This is a genomic window from Paraburkholderia sp. GAS348 (assembly GCF_050434205.1).
Lineage (GTDB): Bacteria > Pseudomonadota > Gammaproteobacteria > Burkholderiales > Burkholderiaceae > Paraburkholderia.
The window spans coordinates 1-16,104 of sequence record NZ_JBNPVT010000012.1 but is presented as its reverse complement, the minus strand read 5'-3'; the positions used below and the strand labels follow the sequence as shown (position 1 = coordinate 16,104).

Annotated in this window: 15 protein-coding genes; 8 read left to right on the top strand and 7 right to left on the bottom strand. The window is 63.9% G+C overall.

Features of this window, described 5'->3' with window-relative positions:
* Positions 1-275: 275 nt before the first annotated feature.
* On the bottom strand, positions 276-1,892 hold the full coding sequence (locus P3T22_RS20245) for a DEAD/DEAH box helicase (RefSeq protein WP_429325936.1): 1,617 nt from the start codon (positions 1,890-1,892) through the stop codon (positions 276-278).
* Between the two features lie 578 nt (positions 1,893-2,470).
* Positions 2,471-2,740, bottom strand: coding sequence for an acyl-CoA-binding protein (locus P3T22_RS20240; protein ID WP_429325935.1), 270 nt, complete (start codon positions 2,738-2,740; stop codon positions 2,471-2,473).
* 160 nt (positions 2,741-2,900) lie between these two features.
* Between P3T22_RS20240 and tsaB the strand changes: the two genes are divergently transcribed.
* From tsaB to P3T22_RS20220, 4 genes are read left to right on the top strand one after another with little or no spacing between them, the layout of a single operon-like run.
* The gene (gene tsaB, locus P3T22_RS20235; protein WP_429325934.1) at positions 2,901-3,725 is read left to right on the top strand and encodes a tRNA (adenosine(37)-N6)-threonylcarbamoyltransferase complex dimerization subunit type 1 TsaB; all 825 of its coding nucleotides are present in this window, start codon (positions 2,901-2,903) and stop codon (positions 3,723-3,725) included.
* Positions 3,722-4,216, top strand: a complete 495-nt coding sequence (gene rimI, locus P3T22_RS20230) for a ribosomal protein S18-alanine N-acetyltransferase (RefSeq protein ID WP_063496558.1) — start codon at positions 3,722-3,724, stop codon at positions 4,214-4,216. Before tsaB ends, rimI begins: the two co-directional genes overlap by 4 nt.
* Positions 4,203-5,411: a uracil-DNA glycosylase gene (locus P3T22_RS20225; RefSeq protein ID WP_429325933.1), complete on the top strand. Its 1,209-nt coding sequence runs from the start codon at positions 4,203-4,205 to the stop codon at positions 5,409-5,411. Before rimI ends, P3T22_RS20225 begins: the two co-directional genes overlap by 14 nt.
* Positions 5,408-6,460 carry a DUF1853 family protein gene (locus tag P3T22_RS20220; protein WP_429325932.1) on the top strand — a complete coding sequence of 351 codons (1,053 nt, stop codon included), beginning with the start codon at positions 5,408-5,410 and terminating at the stop codon, positions 6,458-6,460. Before P3T22_RS20225 ends, P3T22_RS20220 begins: the two co-directional genes overlap by 4 nt.
* 123 nt (positions 6,461-6,583) lie before the next feature.
* On the opposite strand, the gene thiD is transcribed toward P3T22_RS20220, so the two are convergent.
* Both thiD and lplT read right to left on the bottom strand, forming a co-directional pair.
* Positions 6,584-7,390 carry a bifunctional hydroxymethylpyrimidine kinase/phosphomethylpyrimidine kinase gene (gene thiD / locus P3T22_RS20215; RefSeq protein ID WP_063496555.1) on the bottom strand — a complete coding sequence of 269 codons (807 nt, stop codon included), beginning with the start codon at positions 7,388-7,390 and terminating at the stop codon, positions 6,584-6,586.
* Positions 7,391-7,446: 56 nt separating this feature from the next.
* Positions 7,447-8,754 (bottom strand): lysophospholipid transporter LplT, encoded by a 1,308-nt coding sequence (lplT, locus tag P3T22_RS20210; protein ID WP_063496554.1) that lies wholly within the window; start codon positions 8,752-8,754, stop codon positions 7,447-7,449.
* 220 nt (positions 8,755-8,974) lie between these two features.
* Here lplT and alr point away from each other — a divergent pair, with 220 nt between their 5' ends.
* From alr to P3T22_RS20195, 3 genes are all read left to right on the top strand, one after another.
* The gene (gene alr, locus P3T22_RS20205; protein ID WP_429325931.1) at positions 8,975-10,045 is read left to right on the top strand and encodes an alanine racemase; all 1,071 of its coding nucleotides are present in this window, start codon (positions 8,975-8,977) and stop codon (positions 10,043-10,045) included.
* 149 nt (positions 10,046-10,194) lie between these two features.
* A complete protein-coding gene (gene radA / locus P3T22_RS20200; RefSeq protein WP_063496552.1) occupies positions 10,195-11,571 on the top strand; it encodes a DNA repair protein RadA in 1,377 nt (458 codons plus the stop codon).
* A gap of 143 nt (positions 11,572-11,714) precedes the next feature.
* Positions 11,715-11,993, top strand: coding sequence for a DUF2866 domain-containing protein (locus P3T22_RS20195; protein ID WP_063496551.1), 279 nt, complete (start codon positions 11,715-11,717; stop codon positions 11,991-11,993).
* A 61-nt stretch (positions 11,994-12,054) separates the two neighbouring features.
* Here P3T22_RS20195 and P3T22_RS20190 read toward each other — a convergent pair whose 3' ends face one another.
* Entirely contained in the window at positions 12,055-13,125 is a 1,071-nt protein-coding gene (locus tag P3T22_RS20190) for a CaiB/BaiF CoA transferase family protein (protein WP_429326002.1), read from the bottom strand.
* A 235-nt stretch (positions 13,126-13,360) separates the two neighbouring features.
* Positions 13,361-15,295 carry an ATP-binding cassette domain-containing protein gene (locus tag P3T22_RS20185; RefSeq protein ID WP_063496550.1) on the bottom strand — a complete coding sequence of 645 codons (1,935 nt, stop codon included), beginning with the start codon at positions 15,293-15,295 and terminating at the stop codon, positions 13,361-13,363.
* 135 nt (positions 15,296-15,430) lie between these two features.
* Here P3T22_RS20185 and P3T22_RS20180 point away from each other — a divergent pair, with 135 nt between their 5' ends.
* Positions 15,431-15,910, top strand: coding sequence for a glutathione peroxidase (locus P3T22_RS20180; protein WP_429325930.1), 480 nt, complete (start codon positions 15,431-15,433; stop codon positions 15,908-15,910).
* On the opposite strand, the gene P3T22_RS20175 is transcribed toward P3T22_RS20180, so the two are convergent.
* On the bottom strand, positions 15,853-16,104 hold a 252-nt coding region (locus tag P3T22_RS20175), incomplete at its 5' end, for a hypothetical protein (protein ID WP_429325929.1). The two genes, P3T22_RS20180 and P3T22_RS20175, sit on opposite strands and share 58 nt — an antisense overlap.

The window sequence follows — 16,104 nt, the reverse complement described above, 5'->3', positions numbered from 1 at the left end:
TAATTACGTCATACGTTTCGCATTAAGAAACGTCTTTTCCCATCTTGCAATAGAGTGTCTTGTGCCGTGCAGCACGATTTTTTACGACGCAAAAAAATTTTCCACATCGTGAAATGTAGGCGATCAACAAAGTACGGGCGAAAAAAAACCGGCGCATGAGCACCGGTTTCTTTCGACTGACGGGCGGCGCGGGGCCGTCCGGGTCTTTTCAGGCCGCCTTACGTACTGAACGAGCTACGTAAATAGCGCTTGCCTGTGAGCAGTTGAGTCGCTGCTTAGCTGCCGCGACGCGCCGTACGCGGACCGTCGCTGCGGCGTGCGCCGTAGCCACCGTCGCGCGAACCGCCGCCGAAGCCGCCTTCACGCGAACCGCCGCCGGCCGACTTGCCTGCCCAGCCGCCGCCATTGCCGCTACCGCTGCGCGAACCACCGCCGTTACCAGCCGGCTTGCCAGCGCCGCTGCCGCTACCGAAACGACGGCCACCGCCATTGCCACCGCCCGGACGGCCACGGCCGCCAAAGCCAGGACGGCCATTGCCCGACGGAGCCGACTTGCGCGGCTCGAAGCCTTCGACGACGTTGACCGGCAGCGGGGTGCGCACGAAACGCTCGATGCGCTTGAGCGCGCCCTGTTCCGCGTGGTGCACGAGGCTCACTGCGATACCCGAGCGGCCAGCACGGCCAGTGCGGCCGATACGGTGCACGTAGTCTTCAGCGAACTTCGGCAGGTCGTAGTTGAATACGTGCGTGATGCCCGGGATGTCGATACCGCGGGCGGCGACGTCCGTTGCCACCAGCACGCGCACGCGGCGCTCGCGCAGGGCGCGGATCGTGCGATTACGTGCGCCCTGCGGCAGATCGCCGTGCAGAGCAGCCGATTCGAAACCGGCGTCGGCCAGACGGCCAGCCAGTTGGTCAGCGTCCATCTTGGTTGCCGTGAAGACGATAGCCTGGTCGAGGCCTTCGTCACGCAGCAGATGGTCGAGCAGACGATCCTTGTGATCGCGGTCGTCAACGTAGTGGACGGTTTGCGCGATGTTGGTACGTTGTTCGAGGCGTTGAACGATCTCGATGCGTTCCGGATCCTTCAGCAGGCGGCCGGTCAGCGAACCGATCTTGCCGTCGAGCGTGGCCGAGAACAGCATGGTTTGACGCGTAGCCGGCGTAGCGGCAACGATCGTGTCGATGTCTTCGATGAAGCCCATGTCGAGCATGCGGTCGGCTTCGTCGAGTACGAGGATCTGCAGTTGCGACAGATCGATACGGCCGCGTTCCAGGTGGTCGATCAAACGGCCCGGCGTAGCAACCAGGATTTCCGGGTTCTTTGCCAGCAGCATCAGTTGTTGACCGTAAGCGACGCCGCCCAGAATGCTGACGGTGCGCAGACGCTTGAGGTGCTTGCCGTACGTGGCAGCGGCGGTGGTGACCTGCATCGCGAGTTCGCGGGTCGGCGTCAGAACCAGCATGGTCGGACGGGCAACCGGTTGCGGACGGCGCGTGCGGGCGCCGTCAGCCGGACGCGGCTCACGCGGCTGGCTGGCTTGTGCCTTTTGCAGTTGCGAAAAACGCTCGATGGCGGGCAGCATGAACGCGGCGGTCTTGCCCGAACCAGTCGGGCTCGAGACCATCAGATCGCGGCCGGCGATGCCAGCGGGGATTGCGCGTTGCTGAACCGGAGTCGGGTTTTGATAACCAGCGGCGGTCAGGGCGGAGACGACATCCGCGGAGAGACCGAGCGACGCGAACGACGGGCCGCTCGGCGCTGCGGCTTCTGCGGCGACAGCTTCCGGAGCAGCAGCAACGGCTGCGGCTTGAGCGGGAGCGTCGGCGAAACCGAGGGCTTGATCGGCGATGGCGTTCAACGGGCTGCTGGGGGTATTGCTCGAAGTCATGAGAATCCTTGGTAAATCCTTGGTACACACGGAATTAAAACGTCGGCGCCAATCGGCATACCCAAGTCGTCGGATTCAGCGAGCAATGAAGCAGCGAGCAAATCGAAAAACGGGGGCAGCTCGCGACAATGAAGGCGAGCTTTTCGTTAGAAGCTGTATCGGATGCGACATGCCAACACGGCGTGCCGCCAGCCTGGGACATGATCGCCCGTAGGGGGCTAGGCAGGAGGGGACAGGTTCTAAACTGGATTGGAGCTAAACGCTACGAGGCGCTGCGCCGCAAAGGCCGCTAGAGGAAAGCCGGGCAAAGCAGTGAAGCGCAGGCAGCATTGTATAGGGTTTTGTTGCACTGCGCCACCGTTAAGAAGTTTCCTAGTGGAAAAGTTTCGTTTGGCGGCCCGAATGGGCTTAAGGAGCCTGCTCACTGGTTCTGCCTAAGAACCTGCCCGCAGGGCCGCCTGAAGAGGCGTGCCCACGGGCCGCCTTAGGAACCACCATAAGCGGCTTTCCTTGCCGTGGTCATTCCGGGGTGGCCGCGGCCTGCGGTTCCGGCGGCGGATTTCGCCACAGGGGCAGATTCAGGCGGCGGTGCCGCTCTTGAGGGCCTCGATCAGTTCGACGTATTGCTGCTTTGCCGCGTCCTGATCGGTGCCCTTGAGTGCGGCCCACGCATCGTACTTATATTTGCCGACGATATCGGTGAAGCCTGGTTTGTCGCCATGGACGTCGCCGTCGGTGGCCTGCTTGAAGAGGGCGTAAAGTCGAAGAAGGGTAAGGTTGCCCGGACGCTCGGGCAGTTGCCTGGCATCTTCCTGGGCCTGGACGAATTGCGCGTTGATGTCTGTCATTGTGGTTTTGCCTGGCTGGCGGGTTGGTTTTGGCTGGGCCGATGATCATAACAACTGCATGCTGCCGCGGGGCCGAGGGCTTATTCCAAACACCCGTGCCCGCCGGGAGGGCAAACCCAAAACCAAGTCCGCACGCGCCGTGCCGATTACAATACGGTCCATGACTCAAACTGTGCTTCTTGCCCTCGATACCTCGACCGAATTCTGCTCGGTCGCGCTCCTGTCCGCCGTTGGCGGCGCGGTGAGCCAGACAGTGGACCCAAGCCGTGCCGAACCCCGGATCTGGGTGCGTCACGAGCAAACCGGTGCGGTCTCCAGCACGCGTCTCTTGCCCGCCATTCGCGAACTTTTCGACGAAGCCGGTCTGAAACTGGCGGATTGCCACGCTATCGCCTTCGGCTCCGGCCCCGGCTCATTCACTGGTCTTCGCACTGCGACGGGCGTTGCTCAAGGCCTCGCGTTCGGCCTGAACCTGCCGGTCGTGCCGGTTAGCACGCTGCTGGCCTGCGCGGAAAGCGCACGGCTGCGCGATCCGTCGGCGACCCGCGTGCTCGCCGCGCTCGATGCCCGGATGGACGAAATCTATTGGGCCGACTACGCGTGGGATGCAGCCCTGGGCGAATGGCGCACGCTTCAGCCGGCTTCGCTCGACGCGCCGGAACAGCTCGTTTTGCCCGACGTCCCCTTCACGCTGGCAGGCAATGCTGCTGCCGCCTTCGGCGCGCGGCTGCCCGCCGCCGCGACCGCGCGAATCGTCGACGGCGAAGCGCTGCCGCATGCGGTGCCGCTTGCGCACGCCGCGCTGCGCGCGTTTCGCGCCGGCCGCACCGTGCCCGCCGACCAGGCCGCACCGGAATACATTCGCGACAAGGTCGCTCAGACCACGGCGGAGCGGGCAGCCGAAAAAGCTGACAAAGTCGCCAAGGCCGAGCAGGCTGCCGCCAGGTTGGCGCACGACGCGCATCAAGGCGAGGGCCGGCAATGAGCGGCGTGTTGCTGGCGGACCGCTATATGTCGCCGATGACCGAAGCCGATCTGGACGAGGTCGCGGCCATCGAAAAGATCGCCTACGAATTCCCCTGGAGCCGCGGCAATTTCGGCGATTCGCTGCGCAACGGCTATTTCGGCATCTGCATGCGTCACGTAACCGGCGCGCTGATCGGCTATTGCGTGCTGATGCCGGTGGTCGATGAAATGCATCTGCTCAATTTGTGCGTGACACCTGCCGCGCAAGGCGCCGGCGCCGGGCTCGCGCTGCTGCGCGAAGCGGTGCGCATAACGCGCGCCGAGAAACTCGAAGGCCTGCTGCTCGAAGTGCGGCCGTCGAATCATCGGGCTATCCGGCTTTACGAGCGCTTCGGCTTTGCGTCGATTGGCCGGCGCAAAAACTATTATCCGGCGCGGCATCGCAGCCGGGAGGACGCCATCGTGATGCGTTTCTCGTTTGCCACGGAGGGCGCAGATGGCGCTGCATGAATCGGTACTGGAAGAGTTCGGACTGGCGCCGCTGTGGGTGCGTCGAGGCATGTCGGTGGCTCAGGAGAGCGCAGTCGATACCGGCGTCGAGCAGGGCGCTGGTGCGTTAGCGGATCAGGCGGTGCGTCGCGACGATCTGCGTGTGACGGCGCGTGAAGCATCATCGGCCGAGCTTGCGCAGGATAGTCGGCAGGCGGCGCCCGTGACCGGCACGCCGCGGCCCGCGACGCGTGCGGGCGAAGCGCAGCAAGCTGATGCCGCGCGAGCGCAGGGCGAGCGTCGCGCGCCGCCAGCAGCGCAGGAGCAGGCGCGGATGCAGGTACCGGCCGATGCACGGCAGGCATCGGAGGCATCGCAGGAATCGCAGGAATCGCAGGAATCGCAGGAATCGCAGGAATCGCAGGAATCGCAGGAATCGCAGGAATCGCGGGAATCGCGGCCATCGCCGCAGTCGCCGCAGTCGCCGCAGTCGCCGCCGTCGCCGCAGTCGCGAGCCTCTGAGCCACCGGCATTCGACATTCCGCCCGATGACGATTTCGCATGGTTCGACGATCAGCCGGTCCACGCTCCCGCTGAAGCGCGCCGCGAGGCGCCCGAGCCCTCTTTGATCCAGACACTCGACTGGGACGCGTTGAGCGAACAGGTCGCGACTTGCGAACGCTGCCGACTGTGCGAGAAACGCACGAACACGGTTTTCGGCGTCGGCGATCGCCATGCCGACTGGATGCTGATCGGCGAAGCGCCGGGCGAGAACGAAGACCGCCTGGGTGAACCGTTCGTGGGCCAGGCCGGCAAGCTGCTCGACAATATGCTCCGTTCGCTGACGCTCGCGCGCGACAGCAACGTCTATATCGCCAACGTGATCAAGTGCCGCCCGCCGGGCAACCGCAATCCCGAACCGGACGAAGTCGCGCGTTGCGAGCCTTATCTGCAACGCCAGGTCGCGCTGGTCAAGCCGAAGCTGATCGTCGCGTTGGGCCGCTTCGCCGCGCAAAGTCTGCTGAAAACCGATGCGAGCATTTCGTCGCTGCGCGGCCGTGTGCACGAATACGAAGGAGTGCCGGTCATCGTCACCTATCACCCGGCATATCTGTTGCGCAGCCTGCCCGACAAGGCGAAGGCCTGGGCAGACCTGTGCCTCGCGCGCGATACGTGGCTTGCGGCGGGCGGCGTGCCGTCCCACGCGGCAAAGTGACGGACGCGAGCGGGCCGGCGGCGCGCCTCGCCGTCGCGCCCGGCCTGTCCGCTGCGTTTCTCGGGAAGCTGCTCGACACATTGCGCGAACCCGCAGTACGCGATCTCGCATGGTTGCTGCTGAGCGCCGATTTGTTGCGCGCGCAACCACCGGTGGGTGTGCTCGCCAGTCCTTTCGACTCGCCGCGGGAAGCGGATGCAACCGTCGACTGGTTACGCGCGCTGGACGCCGATCCGGCCGACTTGCAGCGCGATCTTGCCGCAACGCGTATTACGCGTCTTGGCCGCTACGCCGAATGGCTGCTCGGATGGTTCCTGCAGCATGGACCGACGGCGTGGCTGGTCGCGGCCGGCGTGCCATTGCGGCGCGAAGGCGTCACGCTCGGTGAATGCGATTTTCTGGTGCAAACGCGGCAGGGCGCACGGCTGCACTGGGAGTTGGCGGTGAAGTGCTATCTGCATGCCGGCGAAAGCCGAACGCAGTCGGCGGCGCGATTAGCAGACTACGTTGGCCCGAATCTGAAAGACCGCTTCGATCTGAAGCTCGCGCATGTGCTGAATCATCAACTGCCGTTGAGCGCGCGTGAAGAGTTCGCCTCGGTCGGCTATGCAGGGCCATGGACGCCGCAGATGTTTATCAAGGGCTGGCTGTTCTATCGTGCGGGCGAAACACCTGCCGATCCTGTCGAACTCGATCCGTCGCACGGACGTGGCTGGTGGGTCACGCACAACGATTGGCCGGACTTTGCCGCGGCGCATGCGCAGACGTGGCGCGTGCTGCCGCGCCTGGAATGGCTTGCGCCGAGACGGCACGAGTCAGACGCGGCGGGTACGCGGGGTGAGGTGGACGGCGTGGGATCCGCCTTTGTCGATGCCCGCACGCTCGCTGGGCAAACCTCACATCTGCACGGACCGACGATGGTCGCGGCGTTCGTCGATGACGGCGCAGGTAACCGCATCGAACGCTCGCGTGGCTTTATCGTGCCTAACGAATGGCCTGAGCTGGCGCAGGCCTACTCGCGGCAACCGCGGGGGCCGCAAGAGCAATAAGCGGGACGCAAGCACTAGCGGCATAGAGCCGTGCAACGCAGCGGCTAGTGCCTCCGCGATGCCGATGCGCTTTGGGCCTCACGCCACCGCCGATAAAAACGATGCCGAAGCTCTTTCGGCCTCTCACCACCACCGATAAAAATGATGCACCGGCCCCACGCCGCTGCCGACGTCGAGCCGATCGCTCGCCTGCAACGCGCCGGTCAGATACAGCTTGGCGTCGGCGACCGCGCTCGCCAGGTCGGCGCGCTGCGGAATCAATGCCGCAATTGCCGACGACAGCGTGCAGCCCGTCCCATGCGTATTCTTCACCGGCACGCGCGGGCCGGAGAGGCGCAGCGTGCCGCTATCCTGGACGAGCCAGTCGGGACTGTCCACCGCGCTCAGATGACCACCCTTCATGAGCACCGCCCGCGCGCCAAGCGCACGCAGCGCTTCACCCTGTTCGACCATGCCGGCTTCATCGGTGGCAGCTTGCACGCCTAGCAAAGCGGCGGCTTCCGGCAGATTGGGCGTCAGCAGATCGGCCAGCGGCAGCAACTCGTCACGCACGGCCGCAACCGCATCCGGCAGCAGCAGCGCGTGATTGCTCTTCGAGATCATCACCGTGTCGAGCACGACGTGCTTCGGCTTGTGCCGTCGCAGCGCGTCGGCGACCGCGCGCGCGATCGGCGCATTCGCCAGCATGCCGATTTTCACGGCATCGATACGGATGTCGTCGAACACCGCATCGAGTTGCGCGGTAACGAAGGCGGGCTCCGGCGCATGAATCGCCGTGACGCCGCGCGTATTCTGCGCGGTGAGCGCGGTGATCACGCTCGCGCCATAGGCGCCGAGCGCCGAGAAAGCCTTCAGATCGGCCTGAATGCCGGCACCGCCGCCGGAATCGGAACCGGCGATTGTCAGCACATTGGGAATGGGTTGAGTCATGGCAAAGCGAGGAAAGGGGGGAAGGCGTGGGCAGTCAGTGCACGGCCCGTCGTGCGTCAATGCTTGACTTCGCCAATCAGCGCGACCGAGTCGAACGCGCGTTGGTTCGCCTGGTGGCGCCGCATCACCAGCCACATCATCAGGCAGACGAAGGTGCCGAATAGCACGATCACCGCCGCGACCGGCACGTCGAGCCAGACCAGCACGGCGTACAGGCACAGCATGATGAGCACTGAGAGGTTTTCGTTGAAGTTCTGCACGGCGATCGAGTGGCCCGCCGACAGCAGCACGTGGCCGCGATGCTGGAGCAGCGCATTCATCGGTACGACGAAAAAGCCCGACAGGCCGCCGACGATCATTAGGAATATATACGCGACGATCAGATAGCCCGGCACATGCACACGGCCGAAATACAGGCCCCAATGCGCGGGGAACAGATCGCGTGTGTAAAAGGCCATCAGCATCACGGCGATGCCCATCATGATGCCGACCGGAAGTACCGACAGCGACTTCTTTAACGGCACGCGCGAGGCGGCGAAAATCGCGCCGGCCGCCACGCCCACTGCCACCACCGCTTGCAGAATCGCGGCTTCCGAAAGCGACATGTTCAGCGACACCTCGGCCCACTTCAGCACGATGAATTGCAGCGTCGCGCCGGCGCCCCAAAAAAGCGTGGTGACGGCAAGCGAGATCTGGCCGAGCTTGTCGCGCCACAGCACGAGAAAGCAGTCGGCGAAATCGGTGACCAGCTTGATCGGCCCGCGTTCCTGTCGCGGATAGCGCGCGCCGGTGTCGGGAATGCGCAGATTGAAGAGCGCCGCGATCACGTAGATGGCCATGATCACCAGCATCGCCGCTTCAGCAGGCGTGTTGACCGTGGGGATGTGGTGCCTGAGGATCGGTGCGGCAATGTGCGGGCTGATGAGCGCGCCGCCGAGCACGGTGCCGAGAATGATCGAACCGACCGTGGTGCCTTCGATCCAGCCGTTCGCCGCGACCAGCCGGTCAGGCGGCAGCAGTTCGGTGAGAATGCCGTATTTGGCGGGCGAGTAGGCCGCTGCGCCAAAGCCGACGATGCCATAGGCGAGCAACGGATGCGCGCCCACCAGCATCGTGATGCAACCGACTACTTTGATGGTGTTGGTGATGAACATCACGTGCCCTTTCGGGCGGGAGTCCGCAAAGGCGCCCACGAAGGCGGCCAGAACGACGTATGACAGCACAAAGAACAACTTGAGCAGCGGCGTCATCCAGTTCGGGGCGTGAAGATCTTTCAGCAGTGCGATAGCAGCGATCAGAAGCGCATTGTCGGCCAGCGACGAAAAAAACTGCGCGGCCATGATGGTGTAAAAACCTTTTTTCATCTGATGCGATGCTGTCCTCGCTGCGGGGTCTATCCGCCCCGGCCGTGTGCAAGGCGTCCGGGCTTATGCCGTTCGAAATGGGTTGTGCGCACGGCTTTATATCACGAAAATAGCTGGATTCGGACTAGCAAAATCCTTGATCGCACCGCCCAGCGGGCTGCCGAGCGCTGAAAACGCCCTGTAAGCTCCTGATTCGCAAGCGTCTTTACGAAAATTACCTATGCCGCGCCCGCTCTCAGCCACGATTCACACTGCCGCACTCGCCAATAATCTCGCCGTGGCCCGGCGTTACGCGCCAAAATCCAAGATCTGGGCCGTGGTCAAGGCGAACGCCTACGGGCACGGCCTCGCGCGTGCTTTTCCCGGCTTGCGCGCAACCGACGGCTTCGGTCTACTCGACCTCGAAGAAGCCGTGAAGTTGCGTGAATTGGGCTGGGCCGGGCCGATTCTGCTGCTTGAAGGCTTCTTTCGTCCGACCGATGTCGATGTGATCGACCGCTACAGTCTGACCACAGCGCTGCACTCGGACGAACAGCTGCGCATGCTGGAAATGGCGCGTTTGTCCAAGCCCGTCAATATCCAGTTGAAGATGAACACCGGCATGAACCGCCTCGGTTACACGGTGGAAAAATTCCGCTCCGCGTGGGAGCGTGCGCGGGCCTGCCAGGGCGTCGGCCAGATTACGCTGATGACCCATTTCTCGGATGCCGACGGCGAGCGCGGCATCACCCATCAAATGGAAGCGTTCGAGCGCGGCGCGCAAGGCATTGCCGGCGCGCGCAGCCTCTCGAATTCGGCGGCGACGCTGTGGCATCCCGCAGCGCACTTCGACTGGGTGCGCCCGGGCATCATGTTGTACGGCGCCTCGCCCTCGGGCGTCACGGCCGCGATCGCAGGCACCGGCCTGCAACCGGCCATGACCCTCGCCTCCGAACTGATCGCGGTGCAGACGCTCGCCGAAGGCAATACGGTTGGCTATGGTTCGGCGTTCAAGGCGCGCGCGCCGATGCGCATCGGCGTGGTGGCCTGCGGTTACGCGGACGGTTATCCGCGGGTTGCGCCGGAAGGCACGCCGGTGATCGTCGACGGCGTGCGTACGCGGATCGTCGGACGGGTGTCGATGGACATGCTGACCGTCGACCTGACGCCGATCCCGACGGCCAACGTCGGCTCGCGTGTCGAGTTGTGGGGTACGTCGCTGCCGATCGACGATGTCGCGCAGGCATGCGGCACGATCGGCTACGAGCTGATGTGTGCGGTAGCGCCGCGTGTGCCGGTGCGTGCGGAGTAAGGCGCGGCGCTGACAGGCCGGGTGAGAGCCGCGCCGGCGGCCTCCATGGCGCTCGCGAAGAGGGTCCCAATGACGATTGCTGTGAGTTCCTCCTTGAGGAGACTCAGCGAGCGCATCAATTCAAAGAACAGCAACACAGGCAAGAGCGCGTGGCTAAACAGAAGACGTTGTACATCTGCAGTGAATGCGGCGGCCAGTCGCCGAAGTGGGCCGGGCAGTGCCCCTCATGCAATGCGTGGAACACGCTGGTGGAATCGGTCGCGGAAACGCCGTCCACGCATCGCTTTCAATCGCTCGCCAAGAGCGCGCCGGTGCGGCGTCTCGCCGATATCGACGCGTCCGACGTACCGCGCTTTTCGACCGGCGTCAGCGAGTTCGACCGCGTGCTGGGCGGCGGTCTCGTACCGGGCGGCGTGGTGCTGATCGGTGGCGATCCGGGCATCGGCAAATCGACGCTGCTGCTGCAATCGCTCGCGGAAATTGCCGCGGATAAACGCGCGCTCTATATCAGCGGCGAAGAATCGGCGGCGCAGATTGCGTTGCGTGCGCAACGGCTTTCGTTGCTGGAACCTGGCTCGAAGGCCAGCGAGCTGCAACTGCTGGCGGAAATCCAGCTGGAGAAAATCCAGGCGACCATCGCCGAGCAGCGGCCGGACGTCGCGGTGATCGACTCGATTCAAACCGTTTATTCCGACGCGCTGACCTCGGCACCCGGGTCGGTCGCGCAGGTGCGCGAGTGCGCGGCGCAATTGACGCGCATCGCCAAACAGTCGGGCACCACGATCATCATGGTCGGCCACGTCACCAAGGAAGGCGCGCTCGCCGGGCCGCGCGTGCTCGAGCATATCGTCGACACGGTGCTGTACTTCGAGGGCGATACGCATTCGTCATTCCGCTTGGTGCGCGCGATCAAGAACCGCTTCGGCGCGGTCAACGAACTCGGCGTGTTCGCGATGACCGAGCGCGGTCTGCGCGGTGTCGCCAATCCGTCGGCGTTGTTTCTGTCGCAGCACGAGCAATCCGTGCCGGGCTCGTGCGTGCTGGTGACGCAGGAAGGCACGCGGCCGCTGCTGGTCGAAGTCCAGGCGCTGGTCGATGCGGCCAACGCGCCGAATCCACGGCGTCTTGCCGTGGGGCTGGAACAGAACCGACTGGCGATGCTGCTGGCGGTGCTGCATCGGCACGCCGGCATCGCCTGTTTCGACCAGGACGTGTTCCTGAACGCGGTGGGCGGCGTGAAAATCACCGAGCCCGCGGCCGATCTGGCCGTATTGCTCGCGATTCACTCTTCGATGCGCAACAAGCCGCTGCCCAAGGGGCTTGTCGTATTCGGCGAAGTGGGCCTTGCCGGCGAAATCCGGCCGTCGCCGCGCGGTCAGGAGCGTCTTAAGGAAGCGGCCAAACTGGGCTTTTCAGTCGCGGTCATTCCGAAGGCCAATGCACCCAAGCAGCCGATCGAAGGCTTACAGGTTGTTGCGGTCGAACGGATCGAACAGGCCATCGACCGGGTCCGCACGCTTGAATAGACGGGGCTTCGGCGCCTGCGGGCGCCCTTCGGTCCGTAATGCCCGGTAAATATCTCCATATTGGTTGTAACCTGCCGGACATTCCTTTTTCCTAAGCTGGTAGGGCATTGCATCCCTTCTGATGCCCGAAAAAGGATTGCGCCTTGAAACAGTCATATGAAACCGTAGCCGAGCGGCCGATGCAGGTGCGCGGCTGCCGCGTCTCCGCGCCCATTCGCCAGCCTTGGGGCGGCGCTTGCCGGATTGTCGAGTGGATCGACACGGCAGGGCAGATCTCGCGCCGGGTGGTGGCCGAAGATGTCACCGCTGCCGAAGTGCGCGCGACGATCAACCGTCACGTGGAAGGCCGCAAGCATTTTCTGTACGACGACGAAAAGACGCCGCGCCAGGTTTTGCCGCGGCAGACGGCGGTGCGGCGCTGAGATTTGGGGGGCGGCAGGAGGGTTGTTCGACGCTGGCTTAAGCTGGCTGCCCGTTGGCGGTTTAACCGATCCGACGCTCGTCGTCCCCGGCGTTGTTTCCGTTTTTATCGTGGTTCATCGCCGCGTACGCCTCTGGATTGAACAGCGGGTGCTGCGCGGCTTCCGCCGCGGTCAGCACCGGCGAGACGCAGCAGTCCAGCGACTCCAGTAGCAATACCCATTCCTCCAGCGGGCGCTTGGCGATCAGGTCCGCAAGCTCCTGCGTCAACGCGGCAGCGTCCGGGCCGCCGATTGCCTGGCCGAGGCTCCAGTGGCGCGTCGCCCATTCGGGCCGGTCCAGCGCCATGCACAGCGTTTCCCAGAACTTCAGTTCGAGCGCGCCAACCGCGAGCCAGCGATTGTCGAGCGTCCGATACAGGTTGTAGCAGGGCACGCCGCCGTTCAGCAGACCGGCGCCGGCGGCTGGCGCGGCGCCTTCATTGGCGAGCGCCACTTGCGCGACGAGGTTGTGCGCATGCGTGGCATGCGTCATCGATACGTCGACGAAGCGGCCAAGGCCGCCGCGCGACACGTGCCATAACGCGGCGAGAATCTGCGTCACCGCGCTCAACGCGCCGCCGAGCAGGTCGGCAATCTGGAAATTCGGCAGAATCGGCGCGCCGTCGCGGCCCGCCAGCTGATCGAGCACGCCCGCGTAGCCGATGTAGTTCAGATCGTGACCGGCATGGTCGACAAACGGACCGCTCGCGCCGTAACCGCTGATCGCGCAATAGACCAGCCGCGGATTGAGCGCGCGGAGGGTTTCGTAGCCGACGCCGAGGCGCTCCATCACGCCGGGCCGGAAACTCTCGATTAGCACATCCGCTTCGGCTGCGAGCGCGCGCAATACATTGCGTCCCGCTTCAGATTTGAGGTCGAGGCGCGTTTCGCGCTTGCCGCGATTCACCAGCCGGTAAAACGCGCCGGGGCGGCCTGCTACGCGGTCGCTGGACGACTGCATCATCGTGCGGGTGGGATCGCCCGCACCGGGCGCTTCGATCTTCAGCACGTCGGCGCCGAGTTCCGCAAGCCGCAAGGCAGCCACCGGACCGGGCAGCAGGCGCGTCAGGTCCAGCACGCGCAGGCCTTGCAGCGGAGCAGGCGCCGCCACGGCTGACGACGCAGCTGACGGCTTGGCTGAAGACGCAGACAAAGACAAAGACGCAGACAAAGACGCAGACAAAGACGCAGACAAAGACTCGGATAGAGACTCAGATGAAGACGCAGATGAAGACGCAGATGAAGACGCAGATGAAGACGCAGACGGGCTCACGGGTGACAAGGGCTACCTCCGATCGATGCCGGCGCGGTCCAGAAACAGCCTGCCGCTAGCCGATTTGTTCGAGTTCCTCGTGAGTCTCGAGCCATTCGGCTTCGAGCGTTTCGAGGCGCGCGTTCACATCTGCCTGACGGCGGATGGCCTCCGTCAGTTTGCTCTTCTGCTCGGGTTCATAACTAGCCGGATCGACGACGAACGCATCGAGCGTCGCCTTTTCCGCGTTGAGCGCGTCCATTTCCTTTTCGATCTTCGTGATGCGGCTTTGCAGCGGTTTTTTCAGGTGCGCGAGCTTCTGACGCGTTTCTGCTTCGAGACGGCGTTGCTCCTTGCGATTGACGCCGTTGTCCGCGCTATCCGCGCCGTTCGACGCCGTGCCCGCCTTCAGCGCCGCGCGTTGTTCCGCGGCATGTTCCAGTAGCCAGTCGCGGTAGTCGTCGAGATCGCCGTCGAATTCCTGCAGACGGTGCTTCGCGACCAGCATGAACACGTCAGTGGTGGCGCGCAGCAGATGCCGGTCGTGCGACACCAGAATCAGCGTGCCCTCGAATTGCGCGAGCGCCATGGTCAGCGCGTGACGCGTTTCGAGATCCAGGTGGTTGGTCGGCTCGTCGAGCAGCAGCAGATTCGGCTTTTGCCAGATGATCAGTGCGAGTGCCAAACGGGCTTTTTCGCCGCCTGAGAAGGGCGCGATTTTTGCGGTCGCCATCTCGCCGGAAAAGTTGAAACTGCCGAGGAAGTCGCGCAATTCCTGTTCGCGCGTATCCGGCGCAAGACGCGCCAGATGCTGCAGCGGCGTGTCGTCCGGGCGCAGCGTTTCGAGCTGATGCTGCGCGAAGTAGCCGATGCGCAGTCCCTTGCCTTCGCGCACATGGCCGCCGAGGGCTTCGAGCGTGCCGGCGAGCGTTTTGATCAGCGTCGACTTGCCTTGGCCGTTCGCGCCGAGCAGGCCGATGCGCTGACCGTTCTGGATCGACAGCATGACATGGTCGACGATTGGAATTTCGCCGTCTTCACCGCGATAGCCGCAGCGCACGTCTTCCATCACCATCATCGGATTCGGTGCGGAATCGGGTGTGCGGAATTCGAACGTGAACGGCGAGGACGCATGCGCCGGCGCGATCATCTCCATCTTTTCGAGCGCCTTCACGCGGCTTTGCGCCTGGCGCGCCTTGGTGGCCTGCGCCTTGAAACGGTTGATGTAGCTCTGCAGATGCTCGACCGTGCGCTGTTGCTTCTCATACGCGCTTTGCTGCAAGGCGATTTGTTGCGCGCGCAGGATTTCGAACTGCGAATAGTTGCCGCCGTAACGCTTGATCTGCTGCTGCTCCAGATGCAGCGTGACATTGCAGACCGAATCGAGAAATTCGCGGTCGTGCGAGATCACGATCAGCGTGCCCGGATAACGGTTCAACCAGTCTTCAAGCCAGACGATCGCGTCGAGATCCAGGTGGTTGGTCGGTTCGTCGAGCAGCAGCAGGTCGGAGCGGCACATCAGCGCCTGCGCCAGGTTCAGCCGCATGCGCCAGCCGCCCGAGAAGCTGCTGACCGGCTCGCGTGTCTGATCGAGCGTGAAGCCGAGGCCGAGCAGTAAGGCTTCGGCGCGAGCGGGCGCAGTGTAGCCGTCTGCGTCAGCGAACGCAGCGTGCGCTTCGCCTTCGGCGGCGCCGTCATGTGCGGCCGACGCTTCGGCGATGCACCTTTCGATCGCGCGCAACGCGGCGTCGCCGTCGAGCGTATAAGCGAGGGCGGTTTTGTCCGCCGCGGGCGTTTCCTGCGCAACGTGGGCGATCTGCCAGTTTGGCGGGATAGAGAAATCGCCGCCGTCGGCGTGCAGTTCGCCGAGCAGCACGGCAAACAGCGTCGACTTGCCCGCGCCGTTCGCCCCCACCAGGCCGGCCTTTTCTCCGGGGTTGAGGGTGAACGTGGTGTTTTCGAAGAGCGGTTTGGTGCCGCGCGCGAGGCTGAACTGGTTAAAGCGGATCACGAAGAGGCCGGTCGAAGAAAAACGCTATTTTAGACTGCCGGGGCTGACACCGGGCGGAGAGCCAGGATCGGCCATTCGGCCGACTGTACCGGTGCAGCTTTTGGCATAGACTGACGGCTTTCACGGGGAGAGCACATGACATCGATTTATTCGTTTTCTGCACGTACGCTCGGCGGCGAGGAAGTGAGCCTCGAGCGCTATCAAGGCAAGGTCTTGCTGATCGTCAATACGGCGAGCGAATGCGGGTTCACGCCGCAGTACGCAGGCCTGCAAAAGGTCTATGACACATACGCGGCGCGCGGACTCGCGGTGCTCGGTTTTCCGTGCAACCAGTTTGGCAAGCAGGAACCGGGTGACGCCGAGCAGATCGGCAGTTTCTGCGAAAAGAACTACGGCGTGACCTTCCCGATGTTCGACAAGATCGACGTGAACGGCACCAATGCGCATCCGCTGTTCCGCTATCTGACGGGCGAGGCGCCGGGCTTGCTGGGGCTCGAAGCGATCAAATGGAACTTCACCAAGTTCCTGATCGGCCGCGACGGCAATGTGGTGAAGCGCTATGCGCCGCTGACCAAGCCCGAGGCGATTGTCGAGGACATCGAAAAGCTGCTGTAACGCGCGGCGCAGCCGGAATCGAAGCCGAAGCCGAAGCCGAAGCCGAAGCCGAAGCCGAAGCCGAAGCCGAAGCCGAAGCCGAAGCCGAAGCCGAAGCCAAAGCCAAAGCCAAAGCCAAAGCCAAAGCCAAAGCCAAAGCCAAAGCCAAAGCCAAAGCCAAAGCCAAAGCCAAAGCCAAAGCCAAAGCCAAAGCC

Excerpts from the sequence above, each read along its gene's own strand:
- P3T22_RS20245 (WP_429325936.1), bottom strand. The coding sequence starts at position 1,892 with ATGACTTCGAGCAATACCCCCAGCAGCCCGTTGAACGCCATCGCCGAT.
- P3T22_RS20240 (WP_429325935.1), bottom strand. The coding sequence starts at position 2,740 with ATGACAGACATCAACGCGCAATTCGTCCAGGCCCAGGAAGATGCCAGG.
- tsaB (WP_429325934.1), top strand. The coding sequence starts at position 2,901 with ATGACTCAAACTGTGCTTCTTGCCCTCGATACCTCGACCGAATTCTGC.
- rimI (WP_063496558.1), top strand. The coding sequence starts at position 3,722 with ATGAGCGGCGTGTTGCTGGCGGACCGCTATATGTCGCCGATGACCGAA.
- P3T22_RS20225 (WP_429325933.1), top strand. The coding sequence starts at position 4,203 with ATGGCGCTGCATGAATCGGTACTGGAAGAGTTCGGACTGGCGCCGCTG.
- thiD (WP_063496555.1), bottom strand. The coding sequence starts at position 7,390 with ATGACTCAACCCATTCCCAATGTGCTGACAATCGCCGGTTCCGATTCC.
- lplT (WP_063496554.1), bottom strand. The coding sequence starts at position 8,754 with ATGAAAAAAGGTTTTTACACCATCATGGCCGCGCAGTTTTTTTCGTCG.
- alr (WP_429325931.1), top strand. The coding sequence starts at position 8,975 with ATGCCGCGCCCGCTCTCAGCCACGATTCACACTGCCGCACTCGCCAAT.
- P3T22_RS20180 (WP_429325930.1), top strand. The coding sequence starts at position 15,431 with ATGACATCGATTTATTCGTTTTCTGCACGTACGCTCGGCGGCGAGGAA.